Origin of the sequence: Pseudoxanthomonas sp. SE1 (assembly GCF_029542205.1) — a bacterium.
Lineage (GTDB): Bacteria > Pseudomonadota > Gammaproteobacteria > Xanthomonadales > Xanthomonadaceae > Pseudoxanthomonas_A.
This window is the reverse complement of the sequence record NZ_CP113783.1, coordinates 503,908-520,575: the sequence shown is the minus strand read 5'-3', so window position 1 is coordinate 520,575 and position 16,668 is coordinate 503,908. Positions and strand designations below refer to the sequence as shown.

The 16,668-nt window shown below is 67.4% G+C and carries 17 protein-coding genes; 3 read left to right on the top strand and 14 right to left on the bottom strand.

The features are described from left to right. Positions 1 to 49: 49 nt before the first annotated feature. From hslV to OY559_RS02380, 9 genes are all read right to left on the bottom strand, one after another. Positions 50 to 601: an ATP-dependent protease subunit HslV gene (hslV, locus tag OY559_RS02420; RefSeq protein ID WP_056879246.1), complete on the bottom strand. Its 552-nt coding sequence runs from the start codon at positions 599 to 601 to the stop codon at positions 50 to 52. A gap of 206 nt (positions 602 to 807) precedes the next feature. After that, positions 808 to 1,683 (bottom strand): tyrosine recombinase XerC, encoded by an 876-nt coding sequence (xerC, locus tag OY559_RS02415; protein WP_277728542.1) that lies wholly within the window; start codon positions 1,681 to 1,683, stop codon positions 808 to 810. A 136-nt stretch (positions 1,684 to 1,819) separates the two neighbouring features. Next, the gene (locus tag OY559_RS02410; protein ID WP_277728541.1) at positions 1,820 to 2,494 is read right to left on the bottom strand and encodes a DUF484 family protein; all 675 of its coding nucleotides are present in this window, start codon (positions 2,492 to 2,494) and stop codon (positions 1,820 to 1,822) included. After that, complete coding sequence (gene dapF / locus OY559_RS02405; RefSeq protein WP_277728540.1) at positions 2,491 to 3,354, bottom strand: diaminopimelate epimerase; 864 nt, start codon at positions 3,352 to 3,354, stop codon at positions 2,491 to 2,493. Before dapF ends, OY559_RS02410 begins: the two co-directional genes overlap by 4 nt. Further along, positions 3,347 to 3,556, bottom strand: a complete 210-nt coding sequence (locus tag OY559_RS02400; protein ID WP_277728539.1) for an LPS translocon maturation chaperone LptM — start codon at positions 3,554 to 3,556, stop codon at positions 3,347 to 3,349. Before OY559_RS02400 ends, dapF begins: the two co-directional genes overlap by 8 nt. A 40-nt stretch (positions 3,557 to 3,596) precedes the next feature. Beyond that, a complete protein-coding gene (locus tag OY559_RS02395; protein ID WP_277729893.1) occupies positions 3,597 to 3,935 on the bottom strand; it encodes a YbaN family protein in 339 nt (112 codons plus the stop codon). A gap of 313 nt (positions 3,936 to 4,248) precedes the next feature. After that, complete coding sequence (locus OY559_RS02390; protein WP_277728538.1) at positions 4,249 to 6,420, bottom strand: S9 family peptidase; 2,172 nt, start codon at positions 6,418 to 6,420, stop codon at positions 4,249 to 4,251. 161 nt (positions 6,421 to 6,581) lie between these two features. Further along, complete coding sequence (locus OY559_RS02385) at positions 6,582 to 8,687, bottom strand: prolyl oligopeptidase family serine peptidase (RefSeq protein ID WP_277728537.1); 2,106 nt, start codon at positions 8,685 to 8,687, stop codon at positions 6,582 to 6,584. Positions 8,688 to 8,763: 76 nt separating this feature from the next. Beyond that, positions 8,764 to 9,081 (bottom strand): hypothetical protein, encoded by a 318-nt coding sequence (locus OY559_RS02380; protein ID WP_277728536.1) that lies wholly within the window; start codon positions 9,079 to 9,081, stop codon positions 8,764 to 8,766. Between the two features lie 141 nt (positions 9,082 to 9,222). On the opposite strand from OY559_RS02380, the gene OY559_RS02375 reads away from it, so the two are divergent. Then, the gene (locus OY559_RS02375; protein WP_277728535.1) at positions 9,223 to 9,807 is read left to right on the top strand and encodes a lipocalin family protein; all 585 of its coding nucleotides are present in this window, start codon (positions 9,223 to 9,225) and stop codon (positions 9,805 to 9,807) included. A 188-nt stretch (positions 9,808 to 9,995) separates the two neighbouring features. Here OY559_RS02375 and OY559_RS02370 read toward each other — a convergent pair whose 3' ends face one another. Beyond that, positions 9,996 to 10,967, bottom strand: a complete 972-nt coding sequence (locus OY559_RS02370; RefSeq protein WP_277728534.1) for a helix-turn-helix transcriptional regulator — start codon at positions 10,965 to 10,967, stop codon at positions 9,996 to 9,998. Positions 10,968 to 11,176: 209 nt separating this feature from the next. On the opposite strand from OY559_RS02370, the gene OY559_RS02365 reads away from it, so the two are divergent. Both OY559_RS02365 and OY559_RS02360 read left to right on the top strand, forming a co-directional pair. Beyond that, positions 11,177 to 11,803 (top strand): hypothetical protein, encoded by a 627-nt coding sequence (locus tag OY559_RS02365; protein ID WP_277728533.1) that lies wholly within the window; start codon positions 11,177 to 11,179, stop codon positions 11,801 to 11,803. A 231-nt stretch (positions 11,804 to 12,034) separates the two neighbouring features. Continuing rightward, positions 12,035 to 12,916 carry a DUF481 domain-containing protein gene (locus OY559_RS02360; protein ID WP_277728532.1) on the top strand — a complete coding sequence of 294 codons (882 nt, stop codon included), beginning with the start codon at positions 12,035 to 12,037 and terminating at the stop codon, positions 12,914 to 12,916. Between the two features lie 15 nt (positions 12,917 to 12,931). On the opposite strand, the gene hemC is transcribed toward OY559_RS02360, so the two are convergent. The 4 genes from hemC to OY559_RS02340 form a co-directional block, all read right to left on the bottom strand. Next, positions 12,932 to 13,840, bottom strand: a complete 909-nt coding sequence (gene hemC, locus OY559_RS02355) for a hydroxymethylbilane synthase (protein ID WP_277728531.1) — start codon at positions 13,838 to 13,840, stop codon at positions 12,932 to 12,934. A 38-nt stretch (positions 13,841 to 13,878) separates the two neighbouring features. Next, complete coding sequence (locus OY559_RS02350; RefSeq protein ID WP_277728530.1) at positions 13,879 to 14,610, bottom strand: LytR/AlgR family response regulator transcription factor; 732 nt, start codon at positions 14,608 to 14,610, stop codon at positions 13,879 to 13,881. Between the two features lie 95 nt (positions 14,611 to 14,705). Beyond that, entirely contained in the window at positions 14,706 to 15,392 is a 687-nt protein-coding gene (locus OY559_RS02345) for an alpha/beta hydrolase (RefSeq protein ID WP_277728529.1), read from the bottom strand. Positions 15,393 to 15,428: 36 nt separating this feature from the next. Beyond that, positions 15,429 to 16,376, bottom strand: a complete 948-nt coding sequence (locus tag OY559_RS02340) for an energy transducer TonB (protein WP_277728528.1) — start codon at positions 16,374 to 16,376, stop codon at positions 15,429 to 15,431. Positions 16,377 to 16,668: the final 292 nt, after the last annotated feature.

The window sequence follows — 16,668 nt, the reverse complement described above, 5'->3', positions numbered from 1 at the left end:
GGGCTTCAGCCCCGACCGCACGGGTCGGGGCACATGGACGGCCGGAGCATCAGAGCTCTTCGACCACCACGTTGCGGTTGGTGTAGATGCAGATGTCGCCGGCGATGTTCAGCGACTCGACGGCGATGGACTTCGCATCCAGCTCGGTATGCGCCAGCAGCGCGCGCGCCGCGGACAGTGCGTAGGAGCCGCCGGACCCGATGGCGATGATGCCGTCCTCCGGCTCGATCACGTCGCCCGTGCCGCTGATGATCAACGAGGTTTCCTTGTCTGCTACGGCGAGCAACGCCTCGAGCTTGCCGAGGCGGCGCTCGGTGCGCCAGTCCTTCGCCAGCTCGACGGCGGCGCGCGTCAGCTGGCCGTGCTTTTCCAGCTTCGCTTCGAACAGTTCGAACAGCGTGAAGGCATCGGCCGCAGCGCCGGCGAAGCCGGCCAACACCTGGCCATCGCGGCCAAGCCGGCGCACCTTGCGTGCATTGCCCTTCATCACCGTATGACCCAGCGTCACCTGGCCATCGCCGGCGACGGCGACATGGCCGTTTCGGCGCACGGACAGGATGGTGGTGGCGTGGAAGACGTTGGGATTCTGGCTGGGGTCCATGGAGGCCTCCGGGGTGTTCCCCCAGAGGTGGGGACGCCGCTCCTCGGTTCAAGCATGACCTTCGGGTTGGTTGATCTTCTGTAGGAGCGACGTGAGTCGCGACCGCGCCCCCCGAGCCACCGGGCACCATCCGCGAGGTCACGCCTGATGCAGCGCTCCCGCTCGTGCGGACGTGCAGTCGCGACTCACGTCGCTCCTACAGGGGCTCAGCGTTTGCGCTTCGCCCGCGGATGCGCCGCGTCGTACACCTTGGCCAGGTGCTGGAAGTCCAGATGTGTGTAGATCTGGGTGGTCGCGATGTCCGCGTGGCCCAGCAGTTCCTGCACGCCACGCAGGTCGCCGGAGGATTCGAGGATGTGGCTGGCGAAACTGTGCCGCAGCATGTGCGGGTGCACGTGCTTGAACAGGCCTTGCCGCTGCGCGAGTTGCTTGATGCGGATCTGCACCGCGCGCTGCGAGATCGGACCGTCGCCACGGCCCGGAAACACGAAGCCTTCGTTGCCTGACGGCCGTTCCTGCCGCCATTCGACCAGCGCGTTGCGCGCATGCGAGCCCACCGGGACCTTGCGCTCCTTGTTGCCCTTGCCGAGCACCGTCACCATGCCGCCCGCCATGTCCAGGTCCCGCCAGCGCAGTGCACACAGTTCGCTCAGCCGCAGGCCCGAGGAATAGAACAGCTCCAGCAGCGCGCGATCACGCCTGCCCAGCGGTGCATCGGTGGGCACTTCCACCAACCTGACGGCCTCATCCGCATCCAGCACCTGTGGCAACTTGCGTGGCGCCTTGGGCGCGCGCAGCGCCGCCGCAGGGCTGGCCGCGATGCGGCCATGCTTGAGCAGCCACTGGTAAAAACTGCGACACGCCGACAGGCGACGCTGCAGGCTCTTCGGCGACAGGCCACGCCGGTGTTCGCTGGCGACGAAGCCGCGCAGCTGTTCGGCCTGTACCTCCGCCAGGTCTGTCATGTGCTGGGCCTGCGCCCACTCCGTCAGCGCAGCGAGATCGCGACGATACGCATCCAGCGTATGCACGGAGACGCGGCGTTCGACTTCGAGATGGGCGAGGAAATCGGTGACGGACATGGTCCTTCCCCCCTCTCTACTCCGTCATTCCCGCGAAAGCGGGAATCCATCTTGCTGTGGCTCCCGCATCAAGGAAGCAAAGGCGAAACGGACTCCGGCTTCCGCCGGAATGACGGCAGGAGGGGAGCGTCTCGCCTCAACCATCGAACCGCTTCAACGCCGTCACCAGCGTGTCGCCCATCATGCGCAGGAACAGCGTGCCCATGCCGGGATAGAAGCGATTGCCGTCACGGCTGCCCACGGCCACCAGGCCGATGCCGGGCAGCGGCAGCAGCGCCGAGGAAGCGACTTCCTCGGCGCGCGCGCCATACAGCAGCACGTGCTTCTCGGGCTGCAGGCGGCCGCAGATCGGCTCGCCATCGCGCAGGCAGTCGCGGAAGGGCGCCATGTGCGGATTGTCCGCCGGCACCACCTGCAACCAGTCGCCTTCCTCCAGTCCGGCCACCGGCTGCAGCATCACGATGCTGACGCGGTCGCCATTGAAGTCCTCGGCCAGCGAGGCGGCCATCGCACGTAAGGTGTCGGCGGCGGTGCCCTGCTTCATCAGCGTCAAGGCGAGCTGGTGGGTGCGCACGGCCAGGCGTTCGTTTTCCTGCGCATTGGCGAACAGGTCGCCGAGGCGCTTGGACAACTCGCGGTTCTTGTCGCGCAGCACTTCCAGCTGGTAGCTGGCCAGCGACGCCGTGGGGCCTTCGTCGCGCGGCACCACCATGCTCAGCGCCAGGTCCGGGAACTGCTTCAGGAAGGTCGGGTGGCGACGCAGCCACGCCGCGACCTCGTGTGCACCCAGTTTTTCCGCTGTCTCGCTCATGCTTTCCATTCCCCTTCGAATACGAATGCCGCCGGCCCGGACATGATGACCGGCGCGTCGTCGGACGGCCAGCGGATGCGGAGTTCCCCGCCGGGCAGCGCAATGGTCACGTCGCGGTCGACACGGGCCCGCCGTATCAGCACGGCCGCTGCCGCGCAGGCGCCGCTGCCACAGGCCAGGGTCTCGCCCACGCCGCGCTCGTACACGCGCAGGCGCACCCGGTCGCGCGCGACGACTTCGGCGAAGCCGACGTTGACCGACTCCGGAAAATGCCGCGACCGCTGCAGCAAAGGCCCGTAATGCAGCACCGGGGCGGCATCGACGGACGGAACTTCGATGACGGCGTGGGGATTACCCATCGACACCGCGCCGAACCGCAGCTTCACGCCCTCGTCTACGTCAGCGTCGTACTCCGCGCGCGGCCGGTCGAAGCCCTGCAACGGGATGCGTGCCGGCGTGAACTCAGGCACGCCCATGGCGACGGCGTAGCGGTCATCGCCGATGCGCTCGACGGCATGCGTCGCCAGGGGACTGTCGACCTCGAACGTGCTTCCCTTCGCCGCACCGTCCCTCACCAGCCAGGCCGCCACGCAACGTGCACCGTTGCCGCATTGCTGCGAGGGCGAGCCGTCGGAGTTCCAGATGCGGTAGGCCGCAACCGCGCCGGTACTGCGAGGGGGTTCGATGGTCAGGATCTGGTCGCAGCCGACACCACGATGCCGATCCGCCAACGCCGCGGCCAGGGCGGCATCCGGCGGCAGCCGGCCGTCGCGCAGGTCCAGCACGACGAAATCGTTGCCGGCGCCATGCATCTTGGTGAAGCGCATCGCCGTGGTCCGCGCGTGCGGGGACTCAGCCATTCCCGTCGGTGGCAGGCACCGTGGCGGGATCGATCGGCGGTTCGGCGGGCACGCCGTCGGTTGCGGGCGACGCCGCGTCGACGGGCGTCACGGGCGCCTCCTCGACCGGCTTCTCCGGCATGAACAGCGGGCCCTTGGCACCGCAGGCGGACAAGACCGCCATCAGGGCGGCAGCGAAGAAAAGACGGGCGTTCCGGTTCATGCCGCGAGTATAGCCACAGGCCGATGAACGCGGCTGCCGCTCAGCCTTTGCGCGGTGGCTCCGGACGGCTCCACAGCCACGCGCCGACCGTGGTCATGCAGGCGATCGGCAAGACGACCATCCACCAGCGGTGCGATCCGGTCCACAGCATCAACGCCACCAGGATCAGCGCGCTGGCCAGCATCGTCCATGTGGCGACCCATTTGGCGCGCCGGGAGACGGCACGATGCAGATGCCAGTCGTGGATCATCGGACCGAAGCGCGGATGCGTGACCAGGTAGCGATGCAGGCGCTCCGAGCCGCGCGACGCCGCGTACGCCGCGACCAGGATGAAGACCGTGGTCGGCAGCCCCGGGACGAACACGCCCAGGATGCCCATGCCCAGGCTGGCGTAGGCCAGCAGCCACCACGCCCAGCGGAAGCGGGTCGGCCTCGCTTCGGGAAGATCGCGCGGTGGCGGCGACGTATCGTGCACGGCGACCTTGTACCCCAAATCGACGGCCGATGGCGCGAATACGAGATGCCCGATCCGGATCACCGCACCCCACCCAGCCATGCCCCGCCTCCGTCGACGAACTCGTCCCCACGGTTATCGGCGGCGGCGGGCGGCGCTGGAGCACCCCCCTGTCGATGGGCACGGCAAACGAAGAAAGCCGGGTTGCCCCGGCTTTCTTCATGCCCTGCGACACCGCTTATTTCGAGGCGACGCCCAGCTGGTCCAGCATGAAGGCGAACATCTCGGCGCGCTCGCGGTACTGGCGGAAGCGGCCGGACTTGCCGCCGTGGCCGGCTTCCATGTTGGTACGGAACACCACCGGACCCGTACCGGTGTTGAGGTCGCGCAGGCGGGCGACGTACTTGGCCGGCTCCCAGTACTGCACCTGCGAGTCCCACAGGCCGGTGCCCACGAACATCGCGGGATAGGCCTTCGCCTGCAGGTTGTCGTAAGGCGAGTACGTGAGGATGTAGTCGTAGTAGCCCTTCTCTTCCGGGTTGCCCCACTCGTCGTACTCGTTGGTGGTCAGCGGAATGCTGGGGTCCAGCATCGTGGTCGCCACGTCGACGAACGGCACCAGCGTCAGGATGACCTTGTACTTCTCCGGCGCCATGTTCGACACCGCGCCCATCAGCAGGCCGCCGGCGCTGCCGCCCATCGCCGCCACGCGATCCTTCGCCGCATAGCCTTCCTTCACCAAGTAATCGGTGACGTCGATGAAGTCGGTGAACGTGTTGACCTTGTTGTACAGCTTGCCGTCGTCGTACCACCTGCGGCCCATCTCCTGGCCACCGCGGATATGGGCCAATGCATAGACCACGCCGCGGTCCAGCAGGCTGACATTGGTGATGCTGAAGTTCGGGTCCATCGACGCGCCATAGCTGCCGTACGCGTACTGGAGCATCGGCGCCTTGCCGTCCCGCGCGATGTCCTTGCGGTACACCAGCGTCACCGGGATCTTCGTCCTGCCATCACGTGCCGGCGCCCACACGCGCTCGGTGACGTACTTCGACGCGTCGTAGCCGGGCACCGGCTGCTGCTTCAGCTGGCGGCGTTCGCCCGTCTTCGTGTTGAGCTCGTAGGTGGTGGCCGGCGTGGTCATCGACGTATAGCTGTAGCGCAGCCAGTCGGTGCCGGTCTCCGGGTTGGCGGACAGCCCCATCGAGTACGCCGGTTCGTCGGCCTTGACGTAATCGCTGCTGCCGTCGGACTTGATCACGCGCAGGCTTTCCAGCGCATTGGCACGCTCGGCCACCACGCTGAAGCCGTCGAACAGCTCGAAGCCCTCGACGAACACGTCGTCGCGGTGCGCCACCCAGTCCTTCCAGTCCTTGCGCGAGACCGAGTCGGTCGGCGCGGTGACGATCTTGAAGTTGGTGGCGCCATCGGCGTTGGTGCGGATCACCCAGCGGTCGCCCAGGTGGTCGGCCTGGTATTCCACGTCGCGCTCGCGCGGGGCCAGCACGGTGAACACGCCGGGGCTGGCGGCCGGCGTGCAGCGCATTTCGGAGGACACGGTGCTCTCGACGCTGATGCAGATGAACTTGTCGTCGCGGCTGCGACCGATGCCCATGTAGAAGCTGTCGTCTTCCTCTTCGTAGACCAGCGCGTCCTGGCTGGCCGGCGTGCCCAGCACGTGCGCCTTCACCCGCTTGCTGAGCAGAGTCTCCGGATCCTTGTCGACGTAGAACAGGGTGCGGCCATCGTCGGACCAGACCAGGTTGGGTTCGGCATTGGTCACCGTGTCCGGCAGCATCTCGCCGGTGTCCAGGTTCTTGAAACGGATCGTGTACTGGCGACGGCCGTTGGTGTCGTCGGCGTAAGCCAGCAGGGTGTTGTCCTGGCTGACCTCGTAGTCGCCGACGTTGTAGTAGTCCTTGCCGGCGCCCAGCACGTTGACGTCCAGCAGCACCTGCTCACCGGCGAAGTCGCCGGCGGCGTTGGCGGCCTGGATCGACACGGCGTCGATGCCCGGACCATCCTTGCGCCGCGCATGCACCGGATAGTCCTTGCCGGTGACGAAGCGGGCGTAATACCACCAGCCACGCTCGCGATACGGGACGCTGGCGTCATCCTGCTTGATGCGGGCGACGACCTCGTTGTAGAGCTTGTCCTCAAGCGGCTTCAATGGCGCCATCACCGCGTCGGTGTAGGCGTTCTCGGCGTTGAGGTACGCCAGCATCTCCTTGTTCTCGCGCTTGTCGTCGCGCAGCCAGTAGTACTCGTCGTTGCGTTCGGCGCCGTGCGGCGCTTTCACCACGTGCGGCTTCTTCGCCACATCGGGCGGGGTGGCGCTGGCGGCGAGGGCGGAGGTGATCGGAGTGCTCATCAGGACGGTGGCGGCAAGCAGAAGGGAGGTCGGCTTCATGGATGGGGTCCGGGGATGCGGGATGCAATGGGAAGCGGTCTGCCCCCTCCTCCGCTTGCGGGGGAGGGTTGGGGTGGGGGCGAGCGACTCCGTTTGACGTCGGCGCTACCCCATCCGCCCTTCGGGCACCTTCCCCCGCATGCGGGGGAAGGGACATTCGGTTACTTGGCCAGTTGCTGCCAGAGGAAGGTATACGCCAGCGCGCTCATGTGCGCGGCCTGCGCGTTGTTGGCCGCGCCGCCGTGGCCGCCTTCGATGTTCTCGTAGTAGCGCACGTCCTTGCCCGCCTCCAGCATCTTCGCGGCCATCTTGCGGGCATGGCCCGGGTGGACGCGGTCGTCGCGGGTGGAGGTCATGAACAGGGTCGGCGGGTAGTCCTTCTTCGCGTCGAACAGGTGGTACGGCGAGAAGGTCTGGATGAACTCCCAGTCGGACGTGTCCGGATTGCCGTACTCGGCCATCCACGAAGCGCCTGCCAGCAGGTGGCTGTAGCGCTTCATGTCCAGCAGCGGTACCTGCACGACGACCGCACCGAACAGCTCCGGATACTGGGTCAGCATGTTGCCGGTGAGCAGGCCACCGTTGCTGCCGCCCTGGATGCCCAGGTGCTTCGGCGAGGTGATCTTGCGGGCGATCAGGTCCTGCGCAACCGCGGCGAAATCCTCATAGGCCTTGTGGCGGTTGGCCTTCAGCGCGGCCTGGTGCCAGCGCGGACCGTACTCGCCGCCGCCGCGGATGTTGGCGACCGCGTACACGCCGCCCTTCTCCAGCCAGCCCTTGCCGACGCCGCCCGAATAGCCGGGGGTCAGCGAGATCTCGAAGCCGCCGTAGCCGTACAGCAGGGTCGGGGTGCTGCCGTCGTACTTCAGGCCTTCCGGGCGGACCAGGAAGTACGGCACCTTGGTGCCGTCCTTGGACGCGGCGAAGTGCTGCTCGATCTTCTTGCCCGAGGCGTCGAAGAAGGCGGGCATGGATTTCAGCTGTTCGGGCTGCTTGCCGATCTCCACCAATGACAACGTGGTCGGGGTCAGGTAATCCGTGACCGTCATCCACACCGCGTCGCTGTCGTCGCTGTCGACGTCGTTGACGCCGATGGTGCCGAAGGACGGTGCGCCGACGAAGGCGCTGGTCTCCCAGCCGGACGCGGAAGGCGTGAGCACGCTCAGGCGGTTCTTCACGTCCTCCAGGACATTCAGCACCAGATGGTTCTTCGTCCAGGTGAACCCCGCCAGCGAGGTCTTGTCGGTCGGGGTGAACAGCACGTCGAAATCGCGCTTGCCGGCCATGAAGTCGTCGAACTTCGCCGCCAGCAGGCTGCCGGCCGCGTAGGTCTTGCCGCCCACGGCCCATGGCTCGCGCAGTTCCAGCGTCAGCCATGCCTTGTGCACGCCCTTGTTGGCCGAGTTCTGGGCGTCGATCCTGGCCAGCGTGCCGTCGGCGCGGCGCAGGTACAGTTCATCGTTGTAGAACGCGATCGTGCGGCTGACGAAATCGCGCTGGAAGCCCGGCGTGTCGTCATGGTAGGCCGCGATGTACATGTCCTCGGCGGTGCCTTCGTACACGACGGCGGCCGATGCGAGCGGGGTGCCCCGCTTCCATTCCTTCACGATGCGCGGGTAACCGGAGCTGGTCATGCTGCCGGCGCCGAAGTCGGTGTAGACGTAGACGGTATCGGCGTCCTTCCAGCCCAGCGCACCCTTGGCTTCGGGACGGTAGAAGCCGTCGGCCAGGAATTTCTTGTTGACCAGATCGAACTCGCGGGTCTCGTCGGCATCTGCGCCGCCGCGCGACAGCGCGATGAGGCAGCGCGTGTAGTCGGGCTTCCGGCAGTCGGCGCCGTGCCAGACCCAGTTCTTGCCTTCAGCCTTGTTCAACGCGTCCAGGTCCAGCACGGTTTCCCACTGCGGCTGGGCCTTGCGGTACTCGGCCAGCGTGGTGCGGCGCCAGACGCCGCGCTCGTGCTGCTTGTCCTTCCAGAAGTTGTAGTAGTACTCGCCGATCTTCTGCACGCCCGGGATCTTGGCGTCGGAATCGAGGATGGCGCGGATATCCGACTCCAACTGCTTGAACGCCGGGGTCGAGGCGATCTCGGCCTCGGCCCTGGCGTTCACGCCCTTCACCCAGTCCAACTGCTTCTGCCCCTCGACGTCCTCCAGCCACGCATACGGATCGTTCGTCACGTCAGCCTCCTTGGCTTGGGCAGGGGCTGACAGCGCGCCAGCGATGGCGAGACCTGCGACCAGGCAGGCATGGGTGAGTCTGGGCATCGGGTGCGGCTCCGGCGGTGCGTTTCATGAACATGGCACGCTAGCACAAGGCCCGGAGGGCACCCCCTGCCGAAGGTCAGGCCGCCTGCGGCAGGCCGGCACCCCTTTTGCGGATACGGCGCGCCTGCGGGCTGCGACGACGGCGCGCCGTCCGATGCGACCTGGCCCCACGGGTCGGAAGCCGGAAACGGTGCAGGGCCCACCAGGCCACGGCGGGCATCCCGACCAGCCACAGGGGCAGCCAACCCAGCCAGTCGGTGCTGGCGCGGGCCAGCGGCAGCAACAACACCAACGCAGCACCCATCAGTACCAGGCGGCGCAGGACCCGATCCAGATGGACATCGGGACGTTCCTGACGGACCGCATGCGAAACCGGGAACAAGGACGTGGACATGGCAGCGGATTCCTTTGTGTGATGTCAGTACGACGTCACACTCGCGCAACGACATCTCACGGGTTGCGACATCACCGGTTAACATCTCCGTCGCATCCTGATGACTAGCGTGTCCGTATGACAGGGAGAACGGAGTCCCACATGCCCATGGCGTTGCCAACCCACGTGGTCCGCATTGCGCTGCTCGCCCTGCTGCTGGCGATGGCGGCCGGCTGTGCCAGTCGCGGCCCGGTGCACGCCGCGCCCGACGCAGTGGACCTGCCTCGCTTCATGGGCACCTGGCATGTCGTCGCGCACATCCCCTACTTCGCCGAGCGCGGGCACGTGGCGGCGCGCTACGAATACGCACTGCGCGACACCGACAAGGTGAGCGTGGCGTACCACTACCGCGAAGGCTTCGGCGAACCCGAGCAACTGCGCGAGGCGCGCGCCTCGGTCAAGGGAGATTCCGGCAACCGCGAGTGGACCCTGTGGTTTGTCGGCGTGGTGCCCGCGAAGTGGCGCATCGTCGAGGTGGCACCCGATTATTCATGGGCACTGGCGGATTACCCCGGCCGCGACATGGGCTGGATCCTCGCCCGTGACCCGCTCATGGACGACGCGCGCTACGAGGAACTGGTGAAAAAGGCCCGCGACCACGGCATCAATGCACGCCAGCTGGTCCGCGTGCCGCAGGTGCCGGCGCAGGTGGGGAAGCCGGGCTTCGGCGAGCCGAAGGGGCCGTAGAGAGGTCCGCTGCAGGAATCCCTGCGCGCGCGACGTCAGTCGCGATGAAAATCAGAGAGGCGGGGCGTGTCGCCTCCTGCGAGCAATCAAGGCTCCCTCGCCCACCCCCTGCTCGCCCGGGATCCGGGACCCGTTCCTCCACAGTCGCGACTCACGTCGCTCCCACAACCCTGCGTCCTGCCGCGAAATTACTTCTTCTCGTAGTTCGACAGCGCCAGTTCCAGCAGCGCCTTGGCCTGTTCGCGCAGCACGGCGGGCTCGACGATCTCCGCGTCGGCGCCGTAATGCAGGATGTCCATCAACAACTCGCGCGAGACGCTGTAGGGAATCTTCAGTTCGTAACGGCCGTCCGGGAGGTGGCGACCCTGTTGCTTGGAATGCCATTGCTCGTCGGCAACCCAGCGCGCGGCCTTGGCGCTGAAAAGGATGGTGGCCCAGCCCTTGGGTTCACCCGAGAAGATGCCGTAACTCGACGCCAGATGCTGGTTCAGCTCCTCGTTCGGCAGGTCGCGTGCCGGCTCGTCGCCCAGTCGCGCGTTGCCGATCCGGTCCACCGCGAAGCTGCGCAACGCGTTGCGCTCGTGGTCCCAGGCATCGAGGTACCAGTTGTCGCGGTAGTGGGTGATGCGCTGCGGCGATACCGCGCGCCGTGTGCGCTCGTCGGTGGAACGCGCGCGATACTCGAACTGCAACTGCTTGCGCTCGAGTACGGCCGAGGCCACGGTGCGGAAGCTGGCTTCGTCCAGCGTACGCCCGCGGTGCGGGATCACCCGCACGCGGTCCACGGGCCAGTGGTCCACGCCCGCATGATCGGCCAGCAGCCCTTCGATGCGCTTCTGCAGCGGCGCCAACGCACCCGAGAGCACGCCCCCGCCCGTGCGGACCAGCAGCTGTTGCGCGGCGAGCAGCGCATACAGTTCTTCCGAACTCAGCCACAGTCCAGGCAGCTCGAAACGATCGCTCTCGGCCGCGTGGTAGCGGAAGCCCGCCTCGCCATCGCCTTCGATCGGCGCCATCAAGGCATCGCGCAGGTAAGCCAGGTCGCGATAGACGGTGGCGCGCGAACACGCCAACTCCTCCTGCAGCCGCTTCACCGTGACCGGATAGCGCGCCGCCTTCAGGATGCGGTGCAAGGCGGTGATGCGTTCGATCTTGTCCATGGGCAGCGTGGCAGCGGGGGGCGTGGCCGGATTATCGCCGACGGTTGGCCGTTTTCGTCGCCTGCCTGCCGTTGAAGCACACACAGGGGACAAGCGCCGGCGGCGCCTTGGGCCCGTGCGGTGCCTGGTGCCGTGGCGTGTCTTCGCCGCCGCGGCGCCCTCAACGCACGGACCCAAGGCGCCTGCCTCTTCCCGGGAGCCTTCCGCCCATGTCGCTGCGCACCATCCTGCCCTTGCTGCTCGCACTGGCCGCCTGCCGACCCTCCCCCCATGAAGGCGCCGGGACGCCCGCCGCCATTCCGCCAACGCCACCCGCAGTCCCGGCGCGCGATGCAGTTCGGGATGTGAAGGCGTCGATGCACCGGTTCCTGGCGGCCCGCCGCTTCCATGCGCGGATGCAGGTGGAAGGTGCCCAGCCGATGACCGGCGAGATGGACTATGTAGCGCCGGACCGCTACAGGATCACGTTGCCTGGCGGCACGCAGACGGTCATCGGAAACGTGCTGCACATGCGGGTGGACGGCCGACGCATACAGGTACCGCTGCCTCCGGAAACGCTCGCTCCATGGCGCGACCCGCTCAAACTCCAGCAGTCCCAGCAGCATCTGTCCGCCGAACACATCGGCGATGACACCGTGACCGGTCGCCCTGCCCAGCGCTACCGTGTTCGCCACGCCGCTCCGGAGGCGGTCGCATTCGACTACTGGATCGGTCCGGATGGCTTGCCGCTGCAACTGCGCCACGCCGGCAGGGACGATGAAGGCCGCCCCTACACGGTGCTGTTGACGTATTCGCGCTATGACGACCCGGCGATCAGCATCGAAGCGCCGCTCTAGGTGGAGGTGGACGGCCGCGACCTGAAAAGGACGCATCACGCCGCAGGAATGCTGGCGACCGTGACAGGCATCCTGAATCCGGCGCTTGCCCGTGGCAGAATGCATATCGCAAACCTGAATCGGAACAAGCACTTGGGTTGTGATGCCGTCGGCTCACATCTACCATGTAAGCGGTTACATCTCTCCCTCATTTGCTCGAGATCTGCCATGTCGCGCCCGACGCCCCCCTCCTTGCTGGCACTCGTCCTGATCGCCGGCAACAGTGCGCCTGCCCTCGCTGACGAAGGGGTGCTGCCGCGCAATGAGAAGGTGAAAGCCGTCCATGCCGGCAAGGGTTTCGGCAAACAGGGCAGTGCGGCGCTGCCGGTCATCGCCATGGCGGTCCGCCCCATTCCCGAGGCACCTCCCGAGCCGGCACCGCCGACGCCCAAGCTCACCGGGGGCGGCGAGCTTGGCGTCGCTGCTAGCAGCGGCAACAGCAACACCGAGAGTTTCAACGGCCGGCTGGACCTGACCTATACCGATGGTGGCGCATGGCGCCACAGCGCCAGCCTGTTCGGCCTGCATTCGCGCTCCGAGTACACCAGGACCCAGGACGACGGCAGCGTCATCCGCGACAGCCGCACCACCGCCAACCGCTATACGGTCACCGCCAACAGTGCATATCTCATGGACCAGCGTGGCACGCTCAACACCGCCGTGCGCCACGAAGAAGACGACTTCGGCACCTACAGCCGGCAGCAGTCGGTCAGCCTCAGCTACGGCAACCGTGTCCTCGAGGGTGAGCGCGGCCACCTCGACCTGCAGATCGGTCCCGGTTATCGCCGCGCCTACGACACGCTTGAGGAGCGCAACGAATCCAGCCTGATCGGGCGTGGCCTGATCGACCTGCGCTACGCGCTGAGCGAGAACACCGAGATCGTCAACAAGCTGCTGGTCGAGGCGGGTGACTACAACACCTTCGCGCAGAACGACCTGGGCGTGTCGGTCACGATGAACTCGCACCTCGCCCTGAAGGCCGGCTGGCAGGCGCGGCACAACAGTGACGTGGCGCCGGAGAAAAAGCGCACGGACACCCTGACCACGATGAACGTGGTCTACCGCTTCAAGTAAGCGCCCCTAACCTGCTCAGGCGAGGAATGCGCCCGCGCCGCGCGCCAGCAACAGCGCGGCGACGCGTTGTCCGAGCGCTTCGGGATCGGCCACCGGGCCTGCATCTTCCGCACGGACCACCTGCCCCTCGGCCGCCGACCCCACCAGCCCCGACAGCGACAGCACATCGCCCGTCCGCTGCGCAAACGCCGCCACCGGAACATGGCAACTGCCATGCAATGCCCGGTTCATGGCCCGCTCCGCCTCCACGCAGACGCGCGTGCCGGCATCATCCAGCGCCGCGAACAACGCATGCGTAGCGGGGTCTTCGGCCCGGCATTCCACCGCGATGGCGCCCTGCGCGGGGGCCGGCAGCCACTCCGGCGCATCCAGCCGCACGCGGATGCGCGACGCGAACCCCAGGCGCTGCAACCCTGCGCACGCCAGCACGATCGCGTCGTAGTCGCCGGCATCCAGCTTGGCCAGGCGCGTATTGACGTTGCCGCGCAGGTCCAGCAGCTGCAGGTCCGGGCGCAACGCACGCAGCTGCGCCTGCCGGCGCAGCGAAGAAGTTCCCACGCGTGCGCCATGGGGCAGTGCGGCGATGCCGTCGTACTGATGGGAGATGAAGGCGTCGGCCGGATCCGCGCGCGACAGGATGGCAGGCAGTGCGAACGGACCTTCGAGCTCCATCGGTACGTCCTTCAGCGAATGCACGGCGCAATCCGCCTCACCACGCAGCATCGCCAGCTCCAGCTCCTTCAGGAACAGGCCCTTGCCGCCGATGGCGGCCAGCGAACGGTCCAGCACCTCGTCGCCGCGGGTGCTCATCGGCACCAGCTCGACCGCCAGCCCGGGGTGGGCAGCACGCAGGCGGTCGGCGACGTGTTCGCTCTGCCAGAGGGCGAGCGGGCTCTTGCGGGTGGCGATGCGCAGCAGTGTCATGCGGGCATTATCCCGCATGGCGCCATGTCCGCGCGCGCTCAGAGCGCCTTGACGGTCTCGCGCAGGCCCGCCACGCAGCGGCGACTCACTTCCAGCGGCTCCTTGCCATGGCGCAGGATGGCCTGCACATGGCCATCGCCGATGCGCTTGATCTCGACCAGTTCGTGGCGCGCGACCAGGCAGTTGCGATGGATGCGCACGAAGCGGTTGCCGAATTCCTCTTCCAGCGATTTCAGCGACTCCTCGATCAGGTCCTCGCCGCGCGCGTGGTGCACCACCACGTACTTCTCCTCGGCCTGCAGGTAATGCACTTCATCCACGGGAATCAGTCGCAGGCTGCCCCGCAGGCGTGCACACAGGTGGGTCCGCGGCTGGCTGCTCGATGACGCCGGCGCCTGGGTCTCGCGTCCGGCGATGAAGGTGCGCGCGCGTTCGAGCGCGGCGGCCAGTCGCTCGGCGCGGATCGGCTTCATCAGGTAGTCGATGGCGGCGGCCTCGAAAGCCGACAGCGCGTGCTCGTCGTACGCCGTGCAGAACACCACGGCGGGACGCGGGTCGAAGGCCGCCAGATGGCGGGCGGCCTCGAGGCCGTCCACGCCCGGCATGGCGATGTCCAGCAGCACCATGTCGGGGCGATGCTGCGAACAGGCCTGCAACGCGTCCAGGCCGTTCTCGGCCTCGGCGACCACCTCGATGCCGGGATGTTCGGCCAGCAGCGCGCGCAGGCGCTCGCGGGCAAGGGGTTCGTCGTCGGCAATAACCACTTTCACGGCAAAGGCGTCCTCGGTGAACGTTGGCGTGATCCCCCGCGTCCTAGGTTACCCATGGCAGCGCCATGCGTCATCCTTCGGGGGGCGCGTGGGGATTACAACGCAAACCGCTGGCCCATCCAGTCACCCAGGTCACGGATTTCCTCCGCACATACCTGGTGTGCCATCGGATAGCGGTGCCATTGCACATCGAAACCCAGCTCCCCGAGCGCGCGGGCACTCTGTTCGGCATGGATGAGCGGAATCACCGGATCCCCGGTGCCGTGCGCCATGAACACCGGCTGCGCAGTGGCGGCAGTCGCCAGATGCGTCGCGGCCTGCGCAGCGCCCGGCAGGTAGGTGGACAGCGCGATCAGCCCCGCCAGCGGCACCTGTCTGCGCAAACCGGCCGCCAGGGTGATGGCGCCGCCCTGCGAGAATCCCGCCAGCAGCAGCCGCTCAGGCGGGATGCCCCGCGCCTGCTCGCGCGCGATCAGTGCCTCCACCTGCATCAGCGACTCCTCGATACCGGCGCTGTCCGCGCGGGTGGGGAAGTCCATGCCCACGATGTCGTACCACGCACGCATGCGCACGCCATTGTTGATCGTCACCGCTCGCACGGGCGCATGCGGGAAGACGAAGCGCAACGCCGGCCAGCCAGGTCGCACCAGTTCGGGCACGATCGGGGCGAAGTCGTGGCCATCGGCACCCAGGCCGTGCAGCCACAGTACGGACCACTGCGGCGTCGGGCCGGTTTCCTGTTCGACGGTATCGAGAATCGGGGAAGCGGAGGCGGTTGTCATGCCGCCATTCTCACCGCAGACGCGTACGGACACCAATCAGCCGCCGCTCGCCCCCTGGGCTGGCAGCTGGAACCGCACGGTGCGTCGTGATGCATGGGCCTGTCCGGTCGCCTCGAAACGCCAGCGTTGCGCGACTGCGAGCGCGGGCGCATCGAACATGCCCGCAGGCGTCGACGACAGCAGGCGCACGTCGCGCACGCTGCCGTCGGGCTGGATGGTGAAAGCGACTTCCGCTTGTCCTTCCACGCGCGCGCGCAGTGCAGGCAGCGGATATCGCGGCTGTGCGTCCTGGAGCAGGCGCGGCGTCCGGCTCTCCTGTACGACACGCGACGGCACAACGGACGGACTGATGGCCTGCGCTTCTTCCTGTCGCGCAGGGATCGGCGCGGGTGAAGGAGCGATGTCGGGTGCGCGGACCACCGGTGCGGCGGCGACCGCGGGCGCAGGTGTGCGCGCTGTCTGTGCCGACGATGCCTCCAGGGTCGAGGACGTGGGGGATAGGGCCGGCTGTGCCGCCGCCGCGTCAGCTGCGGCAGCCTGCAACGCCTGCTCGCGCAGCAAGGCCACCACGCTGGCTTCCAGCCGCGGCAGTGCAGGCGCTTGTCCATCGATGCGTTCGATCAGGCCCTGCAGGCGCTTCGCCTCCCCCGCATCGCCGCGCGCAATCGCCTGCTCGGCGGCGATCAGCACATAGGGCTGCAGCTCCGACAGCGCGGCCTGTGCACGGGTGCGCTCTCCCGCTTCGGCGCGTGCGGCCAGGTAATGTTCGATTGCATTGTCTCCCGCGGGAGCGAGCATCCGGTTCTCCGCCAACGCCTGCGCTGCGCGTGCATATGGCGTGGCGGGCACCGCTTCATCCAGTTGGATGTCCGCCGCGACCGGCGACGCTGCCCCACCCTGCTTCGCGTCGGGCGAGGATGCGCCCTGGCACCCCGCCAGGCACAGCAGCAACCCGACACCCCACCCCATCCGTTTCGCTTTCATGGCCACCCCTGTCATGCGGGCGGCAAGCCTAGGCGGCGATCATGACGACGGTGCGTCAGCCATGCCCACCCTCGACACCGCTCTTCGACACCGCTCTTCGACACCGCTCCTCGCGCCCGGCACCTCCGCTCGGGAGTTGCCCCGCGACGGCGCGCGATGGCGACATCGAAGGCGGGTTACGGCCTGGCGGGCAGGCTGTAAGCGTTTGCAGGTGCGTCGACCCCCGCGCCGCGTGAAACTTCAGGTAAAGTGCGGCGATCAGGGGCCGATACCGCATCGTATCTCCCCGTTT